This window comes from Pseudomonas sp. RT4P38 (genome assembly GCF_054897765.1).
Genome location: NZ_CM142703.1, coordinates 5,258,236 through 5,273,521, shown reverse-complemented (window position 1 = coordinate 5,273,521; position 15,286 = coordinate 5,258,236). Strand labels below are relative to the sequence as shown.

The window sequence follows — 15,286 nt, the reverse complement described above, 5'->3', positions numbered from 1 at the left end:
GATGTACAGCCTTGAAGATTTACTGCACCTGATGAGCCGTCTGCGCGACCCGCAGTTCGGCTGCCCGTGGGACATCAAGCAAACCTACGAAACCATCGTCCCGCACACCCTCGAAGAAGCTTACGAAGTCGCCGACGCCATCGAGCGCGGTGACTTTGATCATTTGCAGGGTGAGTTGGGCGATTTGCTGTTCCAGGTGGTTTATTACAGCCAGTTGGCCCGGGAAGAAGGGCGCTTCGAATTCGCCGGCGTCATCGACTGCATCACCCGCAAGTTGATCCGTCGTCATCCTCACGTCTTCCCCACCGGTGATTTGTACGCGCCGCTGGATGTCCCGCGGTTGAGTGAAGAGCAGGTCAAGCAACGCTGGGAAGAGATCAAGGCTGAAGAACGCGCCGAGAAATCATCCGCGCCCGAACAACTGTCCTTGCTCGACGACGTGCCTGCGGCGCTGCCGGCGTTGTCTCGTTCGGCCAAGTTACAGAAGCGTGCAGGGCAGGTCGGTTTCGACTGGCCGGACGCCTTGCCGGTGCTGGATAAAGTCCGCGAAGAGCTTGATGAAGTACTCGAAGCCATGGCCGACAATGACTCGGCAGCGATTGCCGATGAAGTCGGTGATCTGTTGTTTTCCGTGGTCAATCTGGCGCGTCATCTCAAGGTCGATCCGGAAACTGCACTGCGTGGCGCCAACAGCAAGTTCGAAAGACGCTTCCGTTTTATCGAACAGGCATTGCGCGATACCCACCGTCCCATAGAAGATTGCACCCTCGAAGAGTTGGACGCCTTGTGGGGCGAAGCCAAACGTCAGGAAAAGAATTTGCCCAGCTGCGGTTGAGCAGTTGCCTAAGTGAGTAATAAGCACCATGAGCATTTCCCTTCGCGACCAGTTGCTCAAAGCAGGGCTGGTCAACCAGAAGCAGGCCAAACAGGTCGGCAAAGAGAAGCAGAAACAGCAGCGTCTGGCCCATAAAGGTCAGATCGAACTCGATGACTCCCAGCAGCGTGCCGCCCAGGAAGCCATGGCCGAGAAGGTCAAGCGCGACCAGGAGCTGAACCGTCAGCAGCAGGAGAAGGCAGAAGCCAAGGCCCGCGCCGCCCAGGTCAAGCAATTGATCGAAGTCTCGCGTCTACCGAAGCTGACGACCGAGGATTACTACAACTTCGTCGACGACAAGAAGGTCAAGCGCATCTGCGTCAACACCTTGATGCGCAACAAGCTCAGCAGCGGTTCGCTGGCCATCGTGCACCATGCCGGCGGCTACGAAGTGATCCCGCGTGAGGCGGCCCTGAAGATCCAGGAGCGCGATCCACAGCGCATCGTGCAGCTGAATGTGCAGACCGAAGAAGTCATTGCCGAAGACGATCCGTACGCGGCCTATCAGATCCCGGACGATCTGATGTGGTAAGCCGTTAAAGGCTGCAACTATGACAAACCCCGCTCATGGCGGGGTTTGTCGTTTTCAATGCTGTCATTGCTTATGCGGATTGGAGCTCTCGTTGCTGCTCCAGTTTTTCCAGTTCGGCCTTGTAGCTGTGGGCGTCGGTCTCGGAATGAAACATCCCCACCAGCATGTCTTGTTGGTGCACGTCCCAGATCCGAATACCGGCGGCTACGCCTTCGTGGGACTTATGTGAATCGTCGCGTTCAGTTACTTTTACAGTCATCTGCTAGCTCCAATCTCTGTTATCTGCAGCAAGGCGTGTGCAGGCCTCTGTTATATGTTTGGTTAGCTGGCTAAGTAAACCACTGAGTTTGGTAACGGATTTTTGCAGAAATGGAGAAAGTCCTGCAGCCCGCCAAATGCGCGACATTCGGTCGCAGGCGTCTGAGTTTCATGACAAAAGCTTCATGTTCGCGAAGAACAAAATCCGGTTTGAAGGTGACCAAAATCCCCTGTGGGAGCGAGCTTGCTCGCGATGAGGGAGTGTCAGTCGACATCATTGTTGTCTGATACACCGCAATCGCGAGCAAGCTCGCTCCCACAGGTTTTTGCGTTTTCCAGGCGAAAAAAAACGCCCCGAACCAGTCGGGGCGTTTTTATGTGCAGTGAAGCGGCGGGGTATTACTTACCCTGCCAGCGCTTCAGTACCAGCGTGGCGTTGGTGCCGCCGAAGCCGAAGCTGTTGCTCATCACGGTGTTGATGGTGGCGTCTTCGCGAGTCTTGGTCAGGATCGGCATGTCAGCCACTTCCGGGTCCAGTTCGTCGATGTTGGCGGAACCCGCCATGAAGTTGCCTTCCATCATCAGCATGCAGTAGATCGCTTCGTGAACGCCGGCGGCGCCCAGGGAGTGACCCGACAAGCTCTTGGTGGAGCTGATGGCCGGAGCCTTGTCGCCGAACACTTCACGCACACCTTTCATCTCCGCGACGTCGCCGACCGGAGTCGAAGTGCCGTGGGTGTTCAGGTAGTCGATCGGAGCATCAACGGTGGACATGGCCATCTGCATGCAGCGGATGGCGCCTTCGCCGCTTGGGGCGACCATGTCGTAGCCGTCGGAGGTCGCGCCGTAGCCAACGATTTCCGCGTAGATCTTCGCGCCGCGGGCCAGAGCGTGTTCCAGCTCTTCGACCACGACCATGCCGCCACCGCCGGCGATGACGAAACCGTCACGCTTGGCGTCGTAGGCACGGGAAGCTTTTTCCGGGGTTTCGTTGTACTGGCTGGACAGTGCGCCCATGGCGTCGAACAGGAACGATTGGCTCCAATGTTCTTCTTCACCGCCGCCGGCAAACACGATGTCCTGCTTGCCCATCTGGATCTGTTCCATGGCGGTACCGATGCAGTGAGCACTGGTGGCGCAGGCAGAAGCGATGGAGTAGTTCAGGCCCTTGATCTTGAAAGGCGTGGCCAGGCAAGCGGAAACGGTGCTGCTCATGGTCCGCGTCACGCGGTACGGGCCGACGCGCTTGACGCCTTTCTCGCGCAGGATGTCCAGCGCTTCCATCTGGTTCAGCGTGGAGGCGCCACCGGAACCGGCGATCAGGCCGGTACGCGGGTTGGAAACTTGCTCATCGGTCAGACCGGAGTCGGCGATGGCGTCTTTCATGGCCAGGTAGGCGTAAGCCGCCGCGTGGCCGACGAAGCGAAAGATCTTGCGATCGATCAGCTCTTCGAGGGGAAGGTCAATGGAGCCGGAAACCTGGCTGCGCAGTCCCATTTCCTTGTATTCCGGGTTGAACCGGATGCCAGGGCGGCTTGCACGCAGGTTAGCGGAGACGGTCTCTTTGTCATTGCCCAGGCACGAAACGATGCCCAGACCAGTGATAACGACGCGGCGCATGCGGATAACCCTTAGAAGTTTTCAGTGGAGGTGAAAACGCCGACCCGAAGGCCTTCGGCGGTGTAGATCTCGCGGCCGTCGACGCTGACCGAACCATCGGCGATGGCCAGGTTCAGCTTGCCCTTCAGTACGCGCTTGATCTGAATGTTATAGGTCACTTTCTTGGCGGTCGGCAGGACTTGGCCGAAGAATTTTACTTCACCCGAACCCAGCGCACGGCCACGGCCCGGCAAACCTTGCCAGCCGAGGAAGAAACCGACCAGTTGCCACATGGCGTCGAGGCCCAGGCAGCCTGGCATCACCGGATCACCTTCGAAGTGGCAGGCGAAGAACCACAGGTCCGGAGTGATATCCAGCTCGGCGACCAATTCACCTTTGCCGTACTTGCCACCCTCTTCGCTGATATGGGTGATGCGATCCACCATCAGCATGTTTGGGGCGGGCAGTTGCGCGTTACCTGGGCCGAACAGCTCACCGCGACTGCAGCGCAGCAGGTCTTCCCGAGTAAAGGCGTTTTGTTTGGTCATGCGAGCTCCTCAATAATCCCATGCGGCAGGTGGGGCAAATCTTCCCGGCCGATCGAAGCGTTCATGCCTCGAGTCAGCAGCCTACTCATAGACTATTGCGTTGTGGTGAAAGTCACAGCACCAAGGACATGAATGTACACTTGTGCACTGAAATTTTTATTCAAGCCCCTTTTCGGGCCTGTTCGGGTGCCTAAGACTGCCGCACTTTCGCCTTTCACGCCAGTCGCAGATAGCCGAAAGGCCTGCACTACTGCACCCAGCGCTGCAGAATTTGCTGCAGATCAGTGCGTTTGAAGGGCTTGGCCAGGTAATCGTTCATTCCCGCCGATAAACAGGCTTCACGGTCGCCCTGCAAGGCGTTGGCGGTCAGGGCAATGATCGGCACGTCAGCGCAGCCGGGCAACTGGCGAATCTGTCGGGTGGCTTCATAGCCATCAATGATGGGGAGTCGGCAGTCCATCAGAATGGCTTCGAAAATCAGACTCTCGGCACTGCGCACCGCCTGCGCGCCATCGGTGGCGACGCTGACAGTAAAGCCCAGACTGCGCAACATTGCTTCGATGACCGTCTGGTTGACCGGATTGTCTTCCACCAGCAACACGTTACGCCCGTCGCCATCACCGGTGCCGGTCTGAGTACGCGGCGCCAATACCGGCAGCGTCTGTTTATAGAGTGCCAGCGGGATTTCCAGGGTGAACACCGAGCCGCGACCTTCCTCGCTCTGGGCGCGTAACGTGCCGCCCATGCGTTCCGCCAGCGTGCGAGCAATCGGCAGGCCCAGCCCGGTGCCACCATAACGCCTCGAGATAGAACTGTCGGCCTGCTGGAAGGCGTTGAACATCAATTCCAGGCTCTCGGCCGAGATACCAATCCCGCTGTCGCGCACGGTGCAGGTGAACCACAACAGTTCGTGATCCAGCGACTGCCATTGCGGTTCGATGCTGACACGCCCCCGTTCGGTGAATTTCAGCGCATTGCCGATCAGGTTGACCAGGATCTGCCGGATGCGCGTCGGATCGCCCTGAACCTGCAACGCGCGCATATCGTCCGCAATCAACAGCGTTAAGTCCAACCCGCGTTGCACGGCGCTGTGCGTGAACGACTGGGCGCAACTGCTGATCAGGTCCGCGAGGTTGAACGCAATGTGCTCCAGCTCCAGTTCCGAACGCTCGATGCGCGAGAAATCGAGAATGTCGTTGATGACTTTGAGCAGGTGTTCGGTGGACTCCGAGGCGAGCGCCGCGTATTCGACCTGCTCCTCGGTCATCTCGGTGGTTTCCAGCAGTTGCAGCATGCCCAGCACGCCATTCATCGGCGTGCGCAGTTCGTGGCTCATCATCGCGAGGAAATCGGATTTGGCGTTGTTGGCCTTTTCCGCTTCTTCGCGCGTCTGGATCAACTGCGCCATAGCCTGATGCTGGTCACGGCTGGCCTGTTCGAGACCGCTGGCGAGGTTGTTGATGTGTTGCGACAGCGCGCCCAGTTCAGTGTCGTCGACGATCGGCAGCGGCGTTTTGTAATCGCCGTCCTGAATTGCCTTGACCGCGTTGCCGATGTCGCGGATCGGTTGCGACAGGCTGCCGGCCAGTCGACGGGCGACTAGAAAAGTAAACAGCAGGGCGAACAGCGCCAGGATCCCGGCCTTGAACAGGATTTCCTGTTGACGCTGGCTGAAGGCGTCATTGGACAGCCCGACGATCACCCGACCCAGATAATCCTCGGCGGGGGCCGTGTTGGCGACTTTGCTGCCCTGGAGGAAATCATTGTGCAGCGGGATACGTTGCAGCCGCACCGGCGCCTGGAACACTTCAACCTGGCGCGAGCGGTTGTGGGTTTCCGATGGTTGCTCGACGTACACCAGAATCCGGTTGGCGCTGTCCTGGACTTCCAGAAAACGCACATTGGGCGTGGCCAGGGTGGCCTTGAGCAAACTGTCGAGCACCTCGTTGTTGCCCGAGATCACCCCGTATTCGGTGGCCGGCGCCAGTTGGTTGGCGATCAACTGCCCGGTGTGGTTGAGCTCCTGACGCAGGTCCTGGATCCGCACGAACGTAAAGAAGCTGATCAACAGCAACGTCAGCAACAGGGCAGGGCCGAGGCTGATGATTTGTGTGCGGGTGTTGATGTCCCAACGGCGACGGAAGGTCATGGGCGTTTTTCTCCTTCGGCCAACTGTGTTGCGACAGAGGCTTCATTCATCTGTTCAATACCTAATGAACGAGCCACTTGTGGGTTGCTTAAGACTTTGAAGTGTTGCGGGTAGTAAGTTCGTGGCCACGTGGCGGGTGACCGGTCGAGCAGTTCGTCGAGTATCGCCAGCCAATCGCTCTGATCGCTGTAGGTGCTGGCCAGGCTTCCCGCCCTGACAAACCCGGCGTTGGGGCCGATCAGCGCCAGTTGCCGTGCATAGCTGCTAAGCAACAGGTTCTTCGCGGTTTTCGGGTTGTACAAATCGGGATCATCAAGGCCCAGCAACACGTCGCTGTTTTTCAGCAAGGTCTGCAGCGGCCGGCTGTCGTTAGTGTTATCCCAGCGCTCGGTGACTACTTCAAGACCCAGGGCGTGGGCGGCCTGATGCAGTTCTTTCAAGAGAAATTCGCTGTGGCTGTCGAAGAGCACGCCGACCCGTTTGGCCTGAGGCAGCAGCAACCGGGTCAGGCGCAATTGTCGTTCCAGGGGTGGGTCGCTCCAGAGCAGGCTGAGGCGCGGGGGCAGGGAGGCCCCCAGATGCTGACGGGCTTGCAGGCGGCTGATGCGCAGCACTAGCGTCGCCGGGCCCTGGGTGTCTTGCAGGCGCCAGTCGAGGCTCGGCAGGTCGAGCAGAATCAAACGGGTGCCGGCGGGCAGTTTGCCTGGCGCCGGCAGACTGGCCAGCGGCTGGAAGTGCACGTTATCGGCAGGCCGCAAAGCGCTCAGGGCCTGAGTGAAGGATTGCATGCCCGGGCTGTCCTCGGCGCCGGTCAGCAAAATGTCCGCGGCGGTGGCCTCCAATGGGCTCAGCAGGCCGGCAAACACCAGGCACAACCCGGCCAGCAGGCGGCCAAGGATTGGCGTCTTGCGTGACGGGCTAAATAGCATCTTAGAACGCCAGCTCTGCGCTGAAGTAAAGCACCCGGCGCTCGTCGTAGTTGTTGTCGACGAAGGTCGTGGGCTGGCTGTCGAGGCGTTGCTGGAGCACACCGGCCAGTTCCAGGCTGGCCTTGCCCAGGCCGATGCGTTTGGCGATGCGCGTGTCGACCCGTTCGAAGCGGTAGCCGTTCAGGGCATCGTCACCATAATAGAAGAGTGCGCTGTTCCAGCCATGGCCCCAGTTGCGCAGCCAACCGGCGGAACCGCTGTTTCGGGCAGCCTGTTGCGCATCCAGCGGGTTGCTCGCCTCGGCATCGACATAGGCATATGTCAGACGCAGGCGATCGGCGCTGCTGATTCTCCAGTCGAGCTGGGTTTCTACCCCGGAGAAGCGTGAGCTGTTCGAGTTGCTGGCGATGTACTGATTGTTGCGCAGCGGTTCGCTGATCATCCCGGTGATTTCGTCGTAGAACAGCTTCACATCGACTGCCAGTCCCCACTCGGCAAAGTAGCCGTTGTAGCCCAGCTCCCGGGAGCGCATGTGTTCCTGTTCGAGGTCGCCGGGGCCACGGGTCTTGACGAAATACCGGGCACTGGACTGGCCATAGGCGCTGGGTCGCAGGTTCTTTACCTGATAACTCCAGTTGACGTTGTTCTCGAACATGTCCGGCGAGCGGATGGCTTCCGAGTACACCGCCCGCAGGCCATGGCGCGGGTTGATCAGGTAGTTGACCGCCACCCGCGGGGTGAGCGAACTGCCGATCAATTGCGTGTCTTCGAACATCGCACCACCCTGCAGCAACCAATGCTCGGTGGCGCGCCACTCGAGTTGGCCGAACGCCCGCCAGGTGGTGTCGTCGAGGGTGCCATTGAAGTAGGTCTCGGAATCTGCCCGGTCGTAACGATAGTTCATGCCGCTGACCAGCCGCAGACTGTCGGACAGGCTGAGCGTGTCTTGCAATTCAAGGTCGTAGCGCGATTCCCGGGTGCTCTGGTCAATATCGCCACAGAGGGTTTGTCGTGCGCCGTTTCGCCATTGGTCCAGCACTTGATTGGCCAGTGCGCGCTGGGCCGGGTCACCTGCGGGCGCGCCGGGGCCGGTGTAGCGCTCCATGTTGCGCGCCAGGCGTTCGGTGTAATTCGGGTTGAGTTGCCAGAGCTCAGTCAACTGCGGGCTGAACGAAACCTCGGCATCGCAGGCACGCCAGGTCTGCTGACGATCCCAGTGCTGCGCCGAGCCCTGAATGTAAAGGCTGTGATCTGGATTGATGTCGAGGTTCCAGCGCAGCGAACCGGCGTAGTCCTTGGCGATGACGTCGGAATTGTTCCCGGCAGCGGTAATCCCCGAGAAGACCGGGCGGTAGGTATACGGACGCTGGTTGGTCCCGTCCTTGGCATTCAATTGCCAGTCGATGCTCTGGTTTTCATTGAGCGTCTGGCTGACCGCGAGGTTGAAGCGATTCAAGCGGCGGCTGTCGCGGTAATCGGCGCCGTTACGGTCCGAGTCGAAGCCGTCGTCTTGTTGGCCGGACAGTGACAGGCGCAGGTCGCCGCCGTCCCAGCCCACACCCTGACTGGTGTAAAAGTCGTCGATGCCGCGCTGCCCACGGGTGACTTTCATTCGCGTGCCGTGGCTGTCGGCCGGGTTGCGCGTGATGATGTTGACCACCGCCATCAGCGCATTGGCGCCATAGCTGACAGTGTTCGGGCCGCGGAAAACTTCGATGCGTTCGATGTCTTCCATGGCCACCGGAATGTCACTCCAGTCCACCGTGGCCAGGCCTGCGCGGTACACCGAGCGGCCATCGATCAACACTTGCAAGCGTCGCGCTTCGGTCGCGTTGGTGCCGTGATAGTTCACCGCCGCCTGGTTGCCGTTGATGTTGCCGACCATCATTCCTGGCACCAGTCGCAGCAACTCGCTGATGTCCCGGGCGCCACTGGCGTTGATCAGTTCGCTGTCGATCACCGTCATGCTTCCCGGCACTGCGGCCGGCGACTGCTTGAGCCGCGTAGCGGTCAGCACTTGCGGCAGTGGCTCGCTGTCCAGAAACAAGTCGTCGGCGAGCAATGGCGAGCTGAACATCAGCGCCAGTACCAGCGGCGAGCGAGGTGATGGGGAACCAAACGACACAACACATCCTTGATAGCGAACAATTGGCGCGCATGTTAACCGAGCGCAATGACTTTTCCAGTCACGTTGTGGGCATTTTCCTCGGTTTTCTTGGTCTTCTTCCTACAAGTGTCGGTAATTGATGCGGGGGCTGGCCGCCACTGGGCCGCTCCGTATAATGCCGTCATCGCCACTGGTATGGATTAACGGATTGCATATGACTGAACAGCGCCCAATTGCGGTCCTGGGAGGCGGAAGTTTTGGTACCGCCGTGGCTAACCTGCTGGCCGAGAACGGGCATCAGGTCCGGCTGTGGATGCGTGACCCCGAGCAGGCCGAGGCCATTCGGGTCAATCGCGAGAACCCGCGTTACCTCAAAGGCATCAAGATTCTGCCGGCCGTGGAAGCGGTCACCGACCTGCTGGCCACTCTACAAGCCTGCGACCTGTGCTTCGTCGCACTGCCGTCCAGCGCGCTGCGCTCGGTGCTGGCTCCTCACGCCGCACGTTTGAGCGGCAAGCTGCTGGTGAGCCTGACCAAAGGCATCGAAGCCCACACTTTCAAACTGATGAGCGAAATCCTCGAAGAGATCGCCCCGCAAGCGCGCATCGGCGTGCTGTCCGGGCCGAACCTGGCGCGTGAAATCGCCGAACACGCGCTGACCGCCACGGTGGTCGCCAGCGAAGACGACGAGCTTTGCCAGCGAGTTCAGGAAGCGCTGCATGGCCGGACCTTTCGTGTGTACGCCAGCGCCGACCGCTTCGGCGTGGAGTTGGGCGGCGCGTTGAAAAACGTCTACGCGATCATTGCCGGCATGGCAGTGGCGCTGGGCATGGGCGAAAACACCAAGAGCATGCTGATCACCCGGGCGTTGGCGGAAATGACCCGCTTTGCGGTGAATCAGGGCGCCAACCCGATGACCTTCCTCGGTTTGGCGGGCGTCGGCGATCTGATCGTCACCTGCTCGTCGCCGAAAAGCCGTAACTACCAGGTCGGGTTCGCCCTCGGCCAGGGCTTGAGCCTGGAAGATGCAGTGACGCGCCTGGGCGAAGTCGCCGAAGGGGTGAACACCCTCAAGGTGCTCAAGACCAAGGCCCAGGAGGTGGGCGTGTACATGCCGCTGGTCGCCGGGCTGCATGCCATTCTGTTCGAAGGGCGCACGCTGGAGCAGGTAATCGGTCTATTGATGCGTGCCGAGCCGAAAACCGACGTCGATTTCATTTCCACCAGTGGTTTTAACTGAGCACTCAATTGACAGGGGCAGGGAGCGAGACATGAACGATCCGAAAGAAGAAGCCAAGTACGAATCCATCCTGCTGCGTGTGTTGTGGATGATTGTCTACGTGCTGGTCTGGCAAGTGGCGCAATTCATCCTTGGCGCCGTGGTGCTTGTGCAGTTGATCTATCGTTTGATCTATGGCGCCCCAAGCGCCAGCCTGATGAATTTCGGCGACAGCCTGAGCCAGTTTCTGGCGCAGATCGGTCGTTTCGGCAGTTTCCACAGCGACCAGAAACCCTGGCCGTTCGCCGACTGGCCGACGCCGCGTACACCGGAAGGTGAAGCGCCGCACGCTGTGGCGCCAGCCCCGCATCCGGCACGAGATGAGGAACCGAAACTATGAAACTCTGGGTATTGCGTCATGGTGAAGCCGAGCCACACGGTACTCGCCCGGACTCCGAGCGGGCTCTGACCGTCAAGGGTCGTGAAGAGGTGTTGCGCAGCGCGGCAGAGTTGATCGGTAAGCCAATTACCGCGATCTATGCCAGTCCTTTCCTGCGAGCGCAGGAGACGGCAGAAATTGTGCGTACGGCGCTGAATTTCGCGCCGGAGATTCGCACCGTCGACTGGCTGACACCCGACAACCGCCCGCAAGCGGTGGCGGAGCAGTTGGTGTCTGTGGATCACGCGCTACTGATCAGTCATAACCCGCTGGTGGGCAACTTGCTGGGTTACCTTCAGCATGGACATGTGCAGGACCCGGAAGCGGTCCGCACCGCCGGCCTTGCAGAACTTGAAGGTGATTTGCCGCTGGCCGGCGCGATGAAGCTCAAAGGCATCAAGCACCCGTAAAATAGTCAACCGAGCATCTGCTTGGTTGACTACGCTTGCTCCAGACCAAAAATAAAGGAGCGAGTCGCATGCCTGCTGCTTTTCGTTTGCCGCTGGACGTTTTCTACGAGCGTGAAGCGCGCCATCCCCGGCAGCGCTTTTTGGTCCAGCCCACGGGCGGCGGCCAGGTCGAAACGCTGACCTGGGAAGACGTCGGTCATCAGGCGCGTTGCGCCGCGCATTGGTTGCGCGCACGCGAACTGCCCCAAGGCAGTCACATCGCCCTGATCTCGAAAAACTGCGCGCACTGGATCATCGCCGACCTGGCGATCTGGATGGCGGGTCACGTGTCGGTGCCGCTCTACCCGAACCTCACCGCCGAGACCGTGGCCCAGGTACTTGAACACTCCGAAGCGGCGCTGGTGTTCATCGGCAAACTCGACGACTGGCCCGGTATGTCTCGCGGGGTCAGCCCCGATCTGCCGACGATCAGCCTGCCGTTGCATCCGCCCGGCACGTTCGATTTCAGCTGGGCCGACCTGCAAAAGAGCTCACCGATCCAGGACGATCCCACGCCGTCCGCCGACCAGTTGGCGACCATCATTTACACCTCCGGCACCACCGGCATGCCCAAAGGCGTGATGCACAGCTTCGCCAATCTGGGGTTTGCCACCACTCGCGGCACGCAGTTGTTCGGTCTGAATGAGTCGGATCGGCTGCTGTCCTACCTGCCGCTGTGCCATGTCGCTGAGCGGATGTTCGTCGAGCTGGCGTCGATCTACACCGGGCAAACGGTGTTTTTTGCCGAGAGCCTCGACACCTTCCTGGCCGATTTGCGCCGTGCACGTCCGACCGCGCTGTTCGGTGTGCCGAGGATCTGGACCAAATTCCAGATGGGCGTGTACAGCAAGATCCCGGCAAAACGCCTCGACTTCCTGCTCGGTCTGCCGATCATCGGCAAGCGGGTCGGGCACAAAGTCCTCGTCGGGCTCGGGCTGGATGCCTTGCGCATCGCCTTGTCCGGCGCCGCGCCAGTGCCGCAGACCTTGCTGCTGTGGTACCGCAAACTGGGGCTGGATGTACTGGAGGTCTACGGCATGACCGAAAGCTGCGGCTATTCGCACGTTTGCCTGCCGGGCCAGAACAAACCCGGCTGGATCGGCATGCCATGCCCGGAGGTCGAGGTGCGGATCGCCGAGTCGGGGGAGGTCATGGTGCGCAGCGGCGCAACCATGCTCGGGTATTTCAAGGAACCTGAGAAAACCGCCGAAACCATCACCGAGGACGGCTTCCTGCGCACCGGTGACAAGGGTGAGGAGGACGCCGAAGGCAACCTGCGCCTCACCGGGCGCCTGAAAGAGATTTTCAAGACCAGCAAAGGCAAATACGTCGCCCCGGCGCCGATCGAAAATCGGCTGGCGGTGCATTCGCGCATCGAGCAGGTGTGCGTGGTCGGCGATGGCTTGAGTGCGCCGCTGGGATTGTGCGTGCTCTCGGCGGTCGGTCAGCAGGACGCCAGCGGAACGGCGAGGGCGGGCCTGCATTCTAGCCTGGAAAAACTCCTGGAGGAGGTGAACGGCGTCCTCGATAAACACGAACGCTTGCGTCGATTGGTGGTGGTCAAGGACAGTTGGGCGGTGGAAAACGGCTTCCTGACGCCGACCCTGAAGATTAAGCGCAACGTGATCGAAGCCGCGTACGGTGCCCGTTTCGAAGAATGGAGCGAGCGCAGTGAAGCGGTGCTGTGGCAGGATTGAGTGACGAATAAAACTAACAAAGGATGTCAGCAATGAGCTTGTGGCGTACCGATCCCAACATTGAACAGTTGAACGCAATCCAGAAAAACACCATCGGCGAAGTGTTGGATATTCGCTTCGAAGCCTTCGACGACGAGTCCCTGACCGCGAGCATGGTCATCGACCATCGCACTCACCAGCCTTACGGCTTGCTGCACGGCGGCGCCTCGGTGGTGCTGGCCGAAACCGTGGGCTCGATGGCCAGTTACCTGTGCATCGACGCCAGCAAGTTCTACTGCGTGGGCCTGGAAATCAACGCCAACCATTTGCGCGGCTTGCGCAGCGGGCGGGTCACGGCGGTGGCCAAGCCGATCCACATTGGCCGCACGACGCATGTCTGGGATATCCGGTTGACCAGCGATGAGGGGAAGGCGAGTTGTGTATCGCGGTTGACCATGGCGGTGGTGCCGTTGGGTGAGAATCCACCCGCCCGTTGAGAGTGTGTTTCTTCAGTTAGATCCACCCCTCACCCTAACCCTCTCCCCACGGGGGCGAGGGGACTGACCGAGGTGTTCTTTCGAGTTACATTGACCTGAAAGTCCGAGTCGAACTCCGGTCTTGAAAAAAACCCGGTCTGCTCCCTTTCCCCCTCTCCCCTGTGGGGCGGTCCGACGTTTCGGGAGGGCTGGGGTGAGGGGTGGATTCATCTGACACGCCATTCCCTTGACCGGACTGTCATCATTCCTGGCACTTACGGTCATTGCTGTAGGACGTCGTCTTACGGACAATCAACCCTTGTTTTCGTTGATGGATCACCGGTATGTCGCAGCAGATATTTTTCGCCCACGCCAACGGTTTCCCCTCGGGCACCTACGGCAAGTTGTTCGCGGCGCTGGCGCCCGAGTATCAGGTGACGCATCTGGAGCAGCACGCCCACGACCCGCGTTTTCCGGCGGACGACAACTGGTACAACCTGGTGGACGAGCTGATTCATCACCTCAAGCAGCAACGGGAACCGGTATGGGGCGTTGGCCATTCCTTCGGTGGCGTGCTGCATCTGCACGCGGCGTTGCGCTGCCCCGAGCTCTATCGCGGCGTGGTGATGCTCGATTCGCCGGTGCTGACCCGTGCCGATCAATGGGTGATCCGTGCGGCCAAACGCTTTGGTTTCATCGACCGCCTGACTCCGGCCGGCCGTACGTTGGGACGGCGGGAGGAGTTCGCCGATCTGGAAGCGGCTCGGCTGTATTTCGCTGGCAAAACCCTGTTCCGTGGCTTCGATCCGGAATGCTTCGACGCCTACCTGCAACACGGTTTGCACAAAGTGGGCGACACGCTGCGTTTGCGCTTCGACCCGGCCACGGAAATCAGCATCTACCGCGGCGTGCCGCACACCAGCCCCGGCCGCGCACGTCAGCTGAAAGTGCCGCTGGCCGTCGTTCGAGGGCACAAGAGCCGCGTGGTGATGCGTCATCACGCCAGTTCCGTCGGACGCATGCCGTTGGGCGAATCCTTGACCATGCCCGGCGGTCACATGTTTCCCCTTGAGCGTCCCCAGGACACGGCCATGCTGCTGAAAAATCTGTTCAGCCGCTGGGAAGGTCGCCGCCAACAGGATTGCGCATGAGCAACGTCGTTGAAGAAGTCCGCCTTAGCCTGCCGCACATAGAGCTGGCAGCGCACCTGTTCGGTCCCGAAGACGGCATGCCGGTGATCGCTTTGCATGGCTGGCTGGACAACGCCAACAGCTTTGCCCGACTGGCGCCGAAGCTCAAAGGCTTGCGCATCATTGCGCTGGACATGGCCGGTCACGGTCATTCCGGGCATCGTCCGACCGGTGCCGGTTACGCGCTGTGGGACTATGCCCATGACGTGCTGCAAGTCGCCGAACAACTGGGCTGGAAACGCTTCGCGCTGCTGGGGCATTCCATGGGCGCGATTGTTTCGCTAGTGCTGGCCGGTTCGTTGCCGGAGCGAGTGACCCATCTGGCGTTGATCGACGGCATCATTCCTCCTACAGACAAAGGCGAAAACGCTGCCGAGCGGATGGGCATGGCCCTGCAAGCGCAGCTGAATTTGCGGGAGAAGCGCAAACCGGTCTACAACACGCTCGACCGGGCCATCGAGGCGCGCATGAAAGGCTTGGTTGCGGTCAGTCGCGAAGCCGCGGAACTACTGGCCCAGCGTGGATTGATGCCAGTGCCGGGTGGTTATACCTGGCGCACCGATAACCGCCTAACGTTACCGTCGCCGCTGCGTCTGACCACCGAACAGGCGATGGCCTTCGTCCAGCGGGTCAGTTGTCCTGCAAAACTGGTGGTGGCTGCCGACGGCATGCTCGCCAAACATCCCGAGTTGCTGGAGCGTCTACCCTTTAGCCGTGAACAGCTGCCTGGCGGTCATCATTTGCACCTGAATGACGAACCCGGCGCCGACCTTGTCGCAGACTGTTTCAATCGGTTCTTCGCCGTTCCTTGACTTGCGCCGGGCAACTGTCGAGGCTGGGC

General features: G+C 60.3%; 15 protein-coding genes. 9 read left to right on the top strand and 6 right to left on the bottom strand.

The genetic code is table 11. The features are described 5' to 3' along the window. The first annotated feature begins 1 nt into the window (after position 1). Positions 2–835 carry a nucleoside triphosphate pyrophosphohydrolase gene (gene mazG, locus ACYZT7_RS24445; protein ID WP_462041854.1) on the top strand — a complete coding sequence of 278 codons (834 nt, stop codon included), beginning with the start codon at positions 2–4 and terminating at the stop codon, positions 833–835. 28 nt (positions 836–863) lie between these two features. After that, complete coding sequence (locus ACYZT7_RS24440) at positions 864–1,406, top strand: DUF2058 domain-containing protein (protein WP_462038544.1); 543 nt, start codon at positions 864–866, stop codon at positions 1,404–1,406. 70 nt (positions 1,407–1,476) lie between these two features. On the opposite strand, the gene ACYZT7_RS24435 is transcribed toward ACYZT7_RS24440, so the two are convergent. From ACYZT7_RS24435 to ACYZT7_RS24410, 6 genes are all read right to left on the bottom strand, one after another. Then, on the bottom strand, positions 1,477–1,665 hold the full coding sequence (locus ACYZT7_RS24435; protein ID WP_095132420.1) for a hypothetical protein: 189 nt from the start codon (positions 1,663–1,665) through the stop codon (positions 1,477–1,479). A 398-nt stretch (positions 1,666–2,063) separates the two neighbouring features. Next, on the bottom strand, positions 2,064–3,284 hold the full coding sequence (gene fabB, locus ACYZT7_RS24430; RefSeq protein WP_462038543.1) for a beta-ketoacyl-ACP synthase I: 1,221 nt from the start codon (positions 3,282–3,284) through the stop codon (positions 2,064–2,066). 11 nt (positions 3,285–3,295) lie between these two features. After that, complete coding sequence (gene fabA / locus ACYZT7_RS24425) at positions 3,296–3,811, bottom strand: 3-hydroxyacyl-[acyl-carrier-protein] dehydratase FabA (RefSeq protein ID WP_042560484.1); 516 nt, start codon at positions 3,809–3,811, stop codon at positions 3,296–3,298. Between the two features lie 247 nt (positions 3,812–4,058). After that, a complete protein-coding gene (locus tag ACYZT7_RS24420; protein ID WP_462038542.1) occupies positions 4,059–5,960 on the bottom strand; it encodes an ATP-binding protein in 1,902 nt (633 codons plus the stop codon). Beyond that, a complete protein-coding gene (locus ACYZT7_RS24415) occupies positions 5,957–6,889 on the bottom strand; it encodes an ABC transporter substrate-binding protein (RefSeq protein WP_462038541.1) in 933 nt (310 codons plus the stop codon). Before ACYZT7_RS24415 ends, ACYZT7_RS24420 begins: the two co-directional genes overlap by 4 nt. Before the next feature lies 1 nt (position 6,890). Next, positions 6,891–9,014: a TonB-dependent receptor plug domain-containing protein gene (locus ACYZT7_RS24410; protein WP_462038540.1), complete on the bottom strand. Its 2,124-nt coding sequence runs from the start codon at positions 9,012–9,014 to the stop codon at positions 6,891–6,893. A gap of 196 nt (positions 9,015–9,210) precedes the next feature. On the opposite strand from ACYZT7_RS24410, the gene ACYZT7_RS24405 reads away from it, so the two are divergent. The 7 genes from ACYZT7_RS24405 to ACYZT7_RS24375 all read left to right on the top strand — a co-directional run bounded on the left by ACYZT7_RS24405 (position 9,211) and on the right by ACYZT7_RS24375 (position 15,257). Continuing rightward, positions 9,211–10,236 (top strand): NAD(P)H-dependent glycerol-3-phosphate dehydrogenase, encoded by a 1,026-nt coding sequence (locus ACYZT7_RS24405; RefSeq protein WP_462038539.1) that lies wholly within the window; start codon positions 9,211–9,213, stop codon positions 10,234–10,236. A 31-nt stretch (positions 10,237–10,267) separates the two neighbouring features. Beyond that, complete coding sequence (locus ACYZT7_RS24400) at positions 10,268–10,615, top strand: DUF4389 domain-containing protein (RefSeq protein WP_461969439.1); 348 nt, start codon at positions 10,268–10,270, stop codon at positions 10,613–10,615. Beyond that, positions 10,612–11,064, top strand: a complete 453-nt coding sequence (gene sixA / locus ACYZT7_RS24395; protein WP_462038538.1) for a phosphohistidine phosphatase SixA — start codon at positions 10,612–10,614, stop codon at positions 11,062–11,064. The genes ACYZT7_RS24400 and sixA overlap by 4 nt, the downstream gene beginning before the upstream one ends. Before the next feature lie 68 nt (positions 11,065–11,132). Further along, positions 11,133–12,800 carry an AMP-binding protein gene (locus tag ACYZT7_RS24390; protein WP_462038537.1) on the top strand — a complete coding sequence of 556 codons (1,668 nt, stop codon included), beginning with the start codon at positions 11,133–11,135 and terminating at the stop codon, positions 12,798–12,800. Positions 12,801–12,832: 32 nt separating this feature from the next. After that, positions 12,833–13,276: a hotdog fold thioesterase gene (locus ACYZT7_RS24385; RefSeq protein WP_462038536.1), complete on the top strand. Its 444-nt coding sequence runs from the start codon at positions 12,833–12,835 to the stop codon at positions 13,274–13,276. Positions 13,277–13,599: 323 nt separating this feature from the next. Next, on the top strand, positions 13,600–14,406 hold the full coding sequence (locus ACYZT7_RS24380) for an alpha/beta fold hydrolase (protein ID WP_462038535.1): 807 nt from the start codon (positions 13,600–13,602) through the stop codon (positions 14,404–14,406). Continuing rightward, positions 14,403–15,257 carry an alpha/beta hydrolase gene (locus ACYZT7_RS24375; protein ID WP_462038534.1) on the top strand — a complete coding sequence of 285 codons (855 nt, stop codon included), beginning with the start codon at positions 14,403–14,405 and terminating at the stop codon, positions 15,255–15,257. Before ACYZT7_RS24380 ends, ACYZT7_RS24375 begins: the two co-directional genes overlap by 4 nt. Positions 15,258–15,286 lie beyond the last annotated feature (29 nt).

Coding starts and splice junctions, on each gene's coding strand:
- ACYZT7_RS24420 (WP_462038542.1), bottom strand. CDS start 5,960: ATGACCTTCCGTCGCCGTTGGGACATCAACACCCGCACACAAATCATC.
- ACYZT7_RS24405 (WP_462038539.1), top strand. CDS start 9,211: ATGACTGAACAGCGCCCAATTGCGGTCCTGGGAGGCGGAAGTTTTGGT.
- ACYZT7_RS24390 (WP_462038537.1), top strand. CDS start 11,133: ATGCCTGCTGCTTTTCGTTTGCCGCTGGACGTTTTCTACGAGCGTGAA.
- ACYZT7_RS24375 (WP_462038534.1), top strand. CDS start 14,403: ATGAGCAACGTCGTTGAAGAAGTCCGCCTTAGCCTGCCGCACATAGAG.
- fabA (WP_042560484.1), bottom strand. CDS start 3,811: ATGACCAAACAAAACGCCTTTACTCGGGAAGACCTGCTGCGCTGCAGT.
- ACYZT7_RS24385 (WP_462038536.1), top strand. CDS start 12,833: ATGAGCTTGTGGCGTACCGATCCCAACATTGAACAGTTGAACGCAATC.
- ACYZT7_RS24440 (WP_462038544.1), top strand. CDS start 864: ATGAGCATTTCCCTTCGCGACCAGTTGCTCAAAGCAGGGCTGGTCAAC.
- mazG (WP_462041854.1), top strand. CDS start 2: ATGTACAGCCTTGAAGATTTACTGCACCTGATGAGCCGTCTGCGCGAC.
- sixA (WP_462038538.1), top strand. CDS start 10,612: ATGAAACTCTGGGTATTGCGTCATGGTGAAGCCGAGCCACACGGTACT.
- ACYZT7_RS24380 (WP_462038535.1), top strand. CDS start 13,600: ATGTCGCAGCAGATATTTTTCGCCCACGCCAACGGTTTCCCCTCGGGC.
- ACYZT7_RS24415 (WP_462038541.1), bottom strand. CDS start 6,889: ATGCTATTTAGCCCGTCACGCAAGACGCCAATCCTTGGCCGCCTGCTG.
- ACYZT7_RS24435 (WP_095132420.1), bottom strand. CDS start 1,665: ATGACTGTAAAAGTAACTGAACGCGACGATTCACATAAGTCCCACGAA.
- fabB (WP_462038543.1), bottom strand. CDS start 3,284: ATGCGCCGCGTCGTTATCACTGGTCTGGGCATCGTTTCGTGCCTGGGC.
- ACYZT7_RS24400 (WP_461969439.1), top strand. CDS start 10,268: ATGAACGATCCGAAAGAAGAAGCCAAGTACGAATCCATCCTGCTGCGT.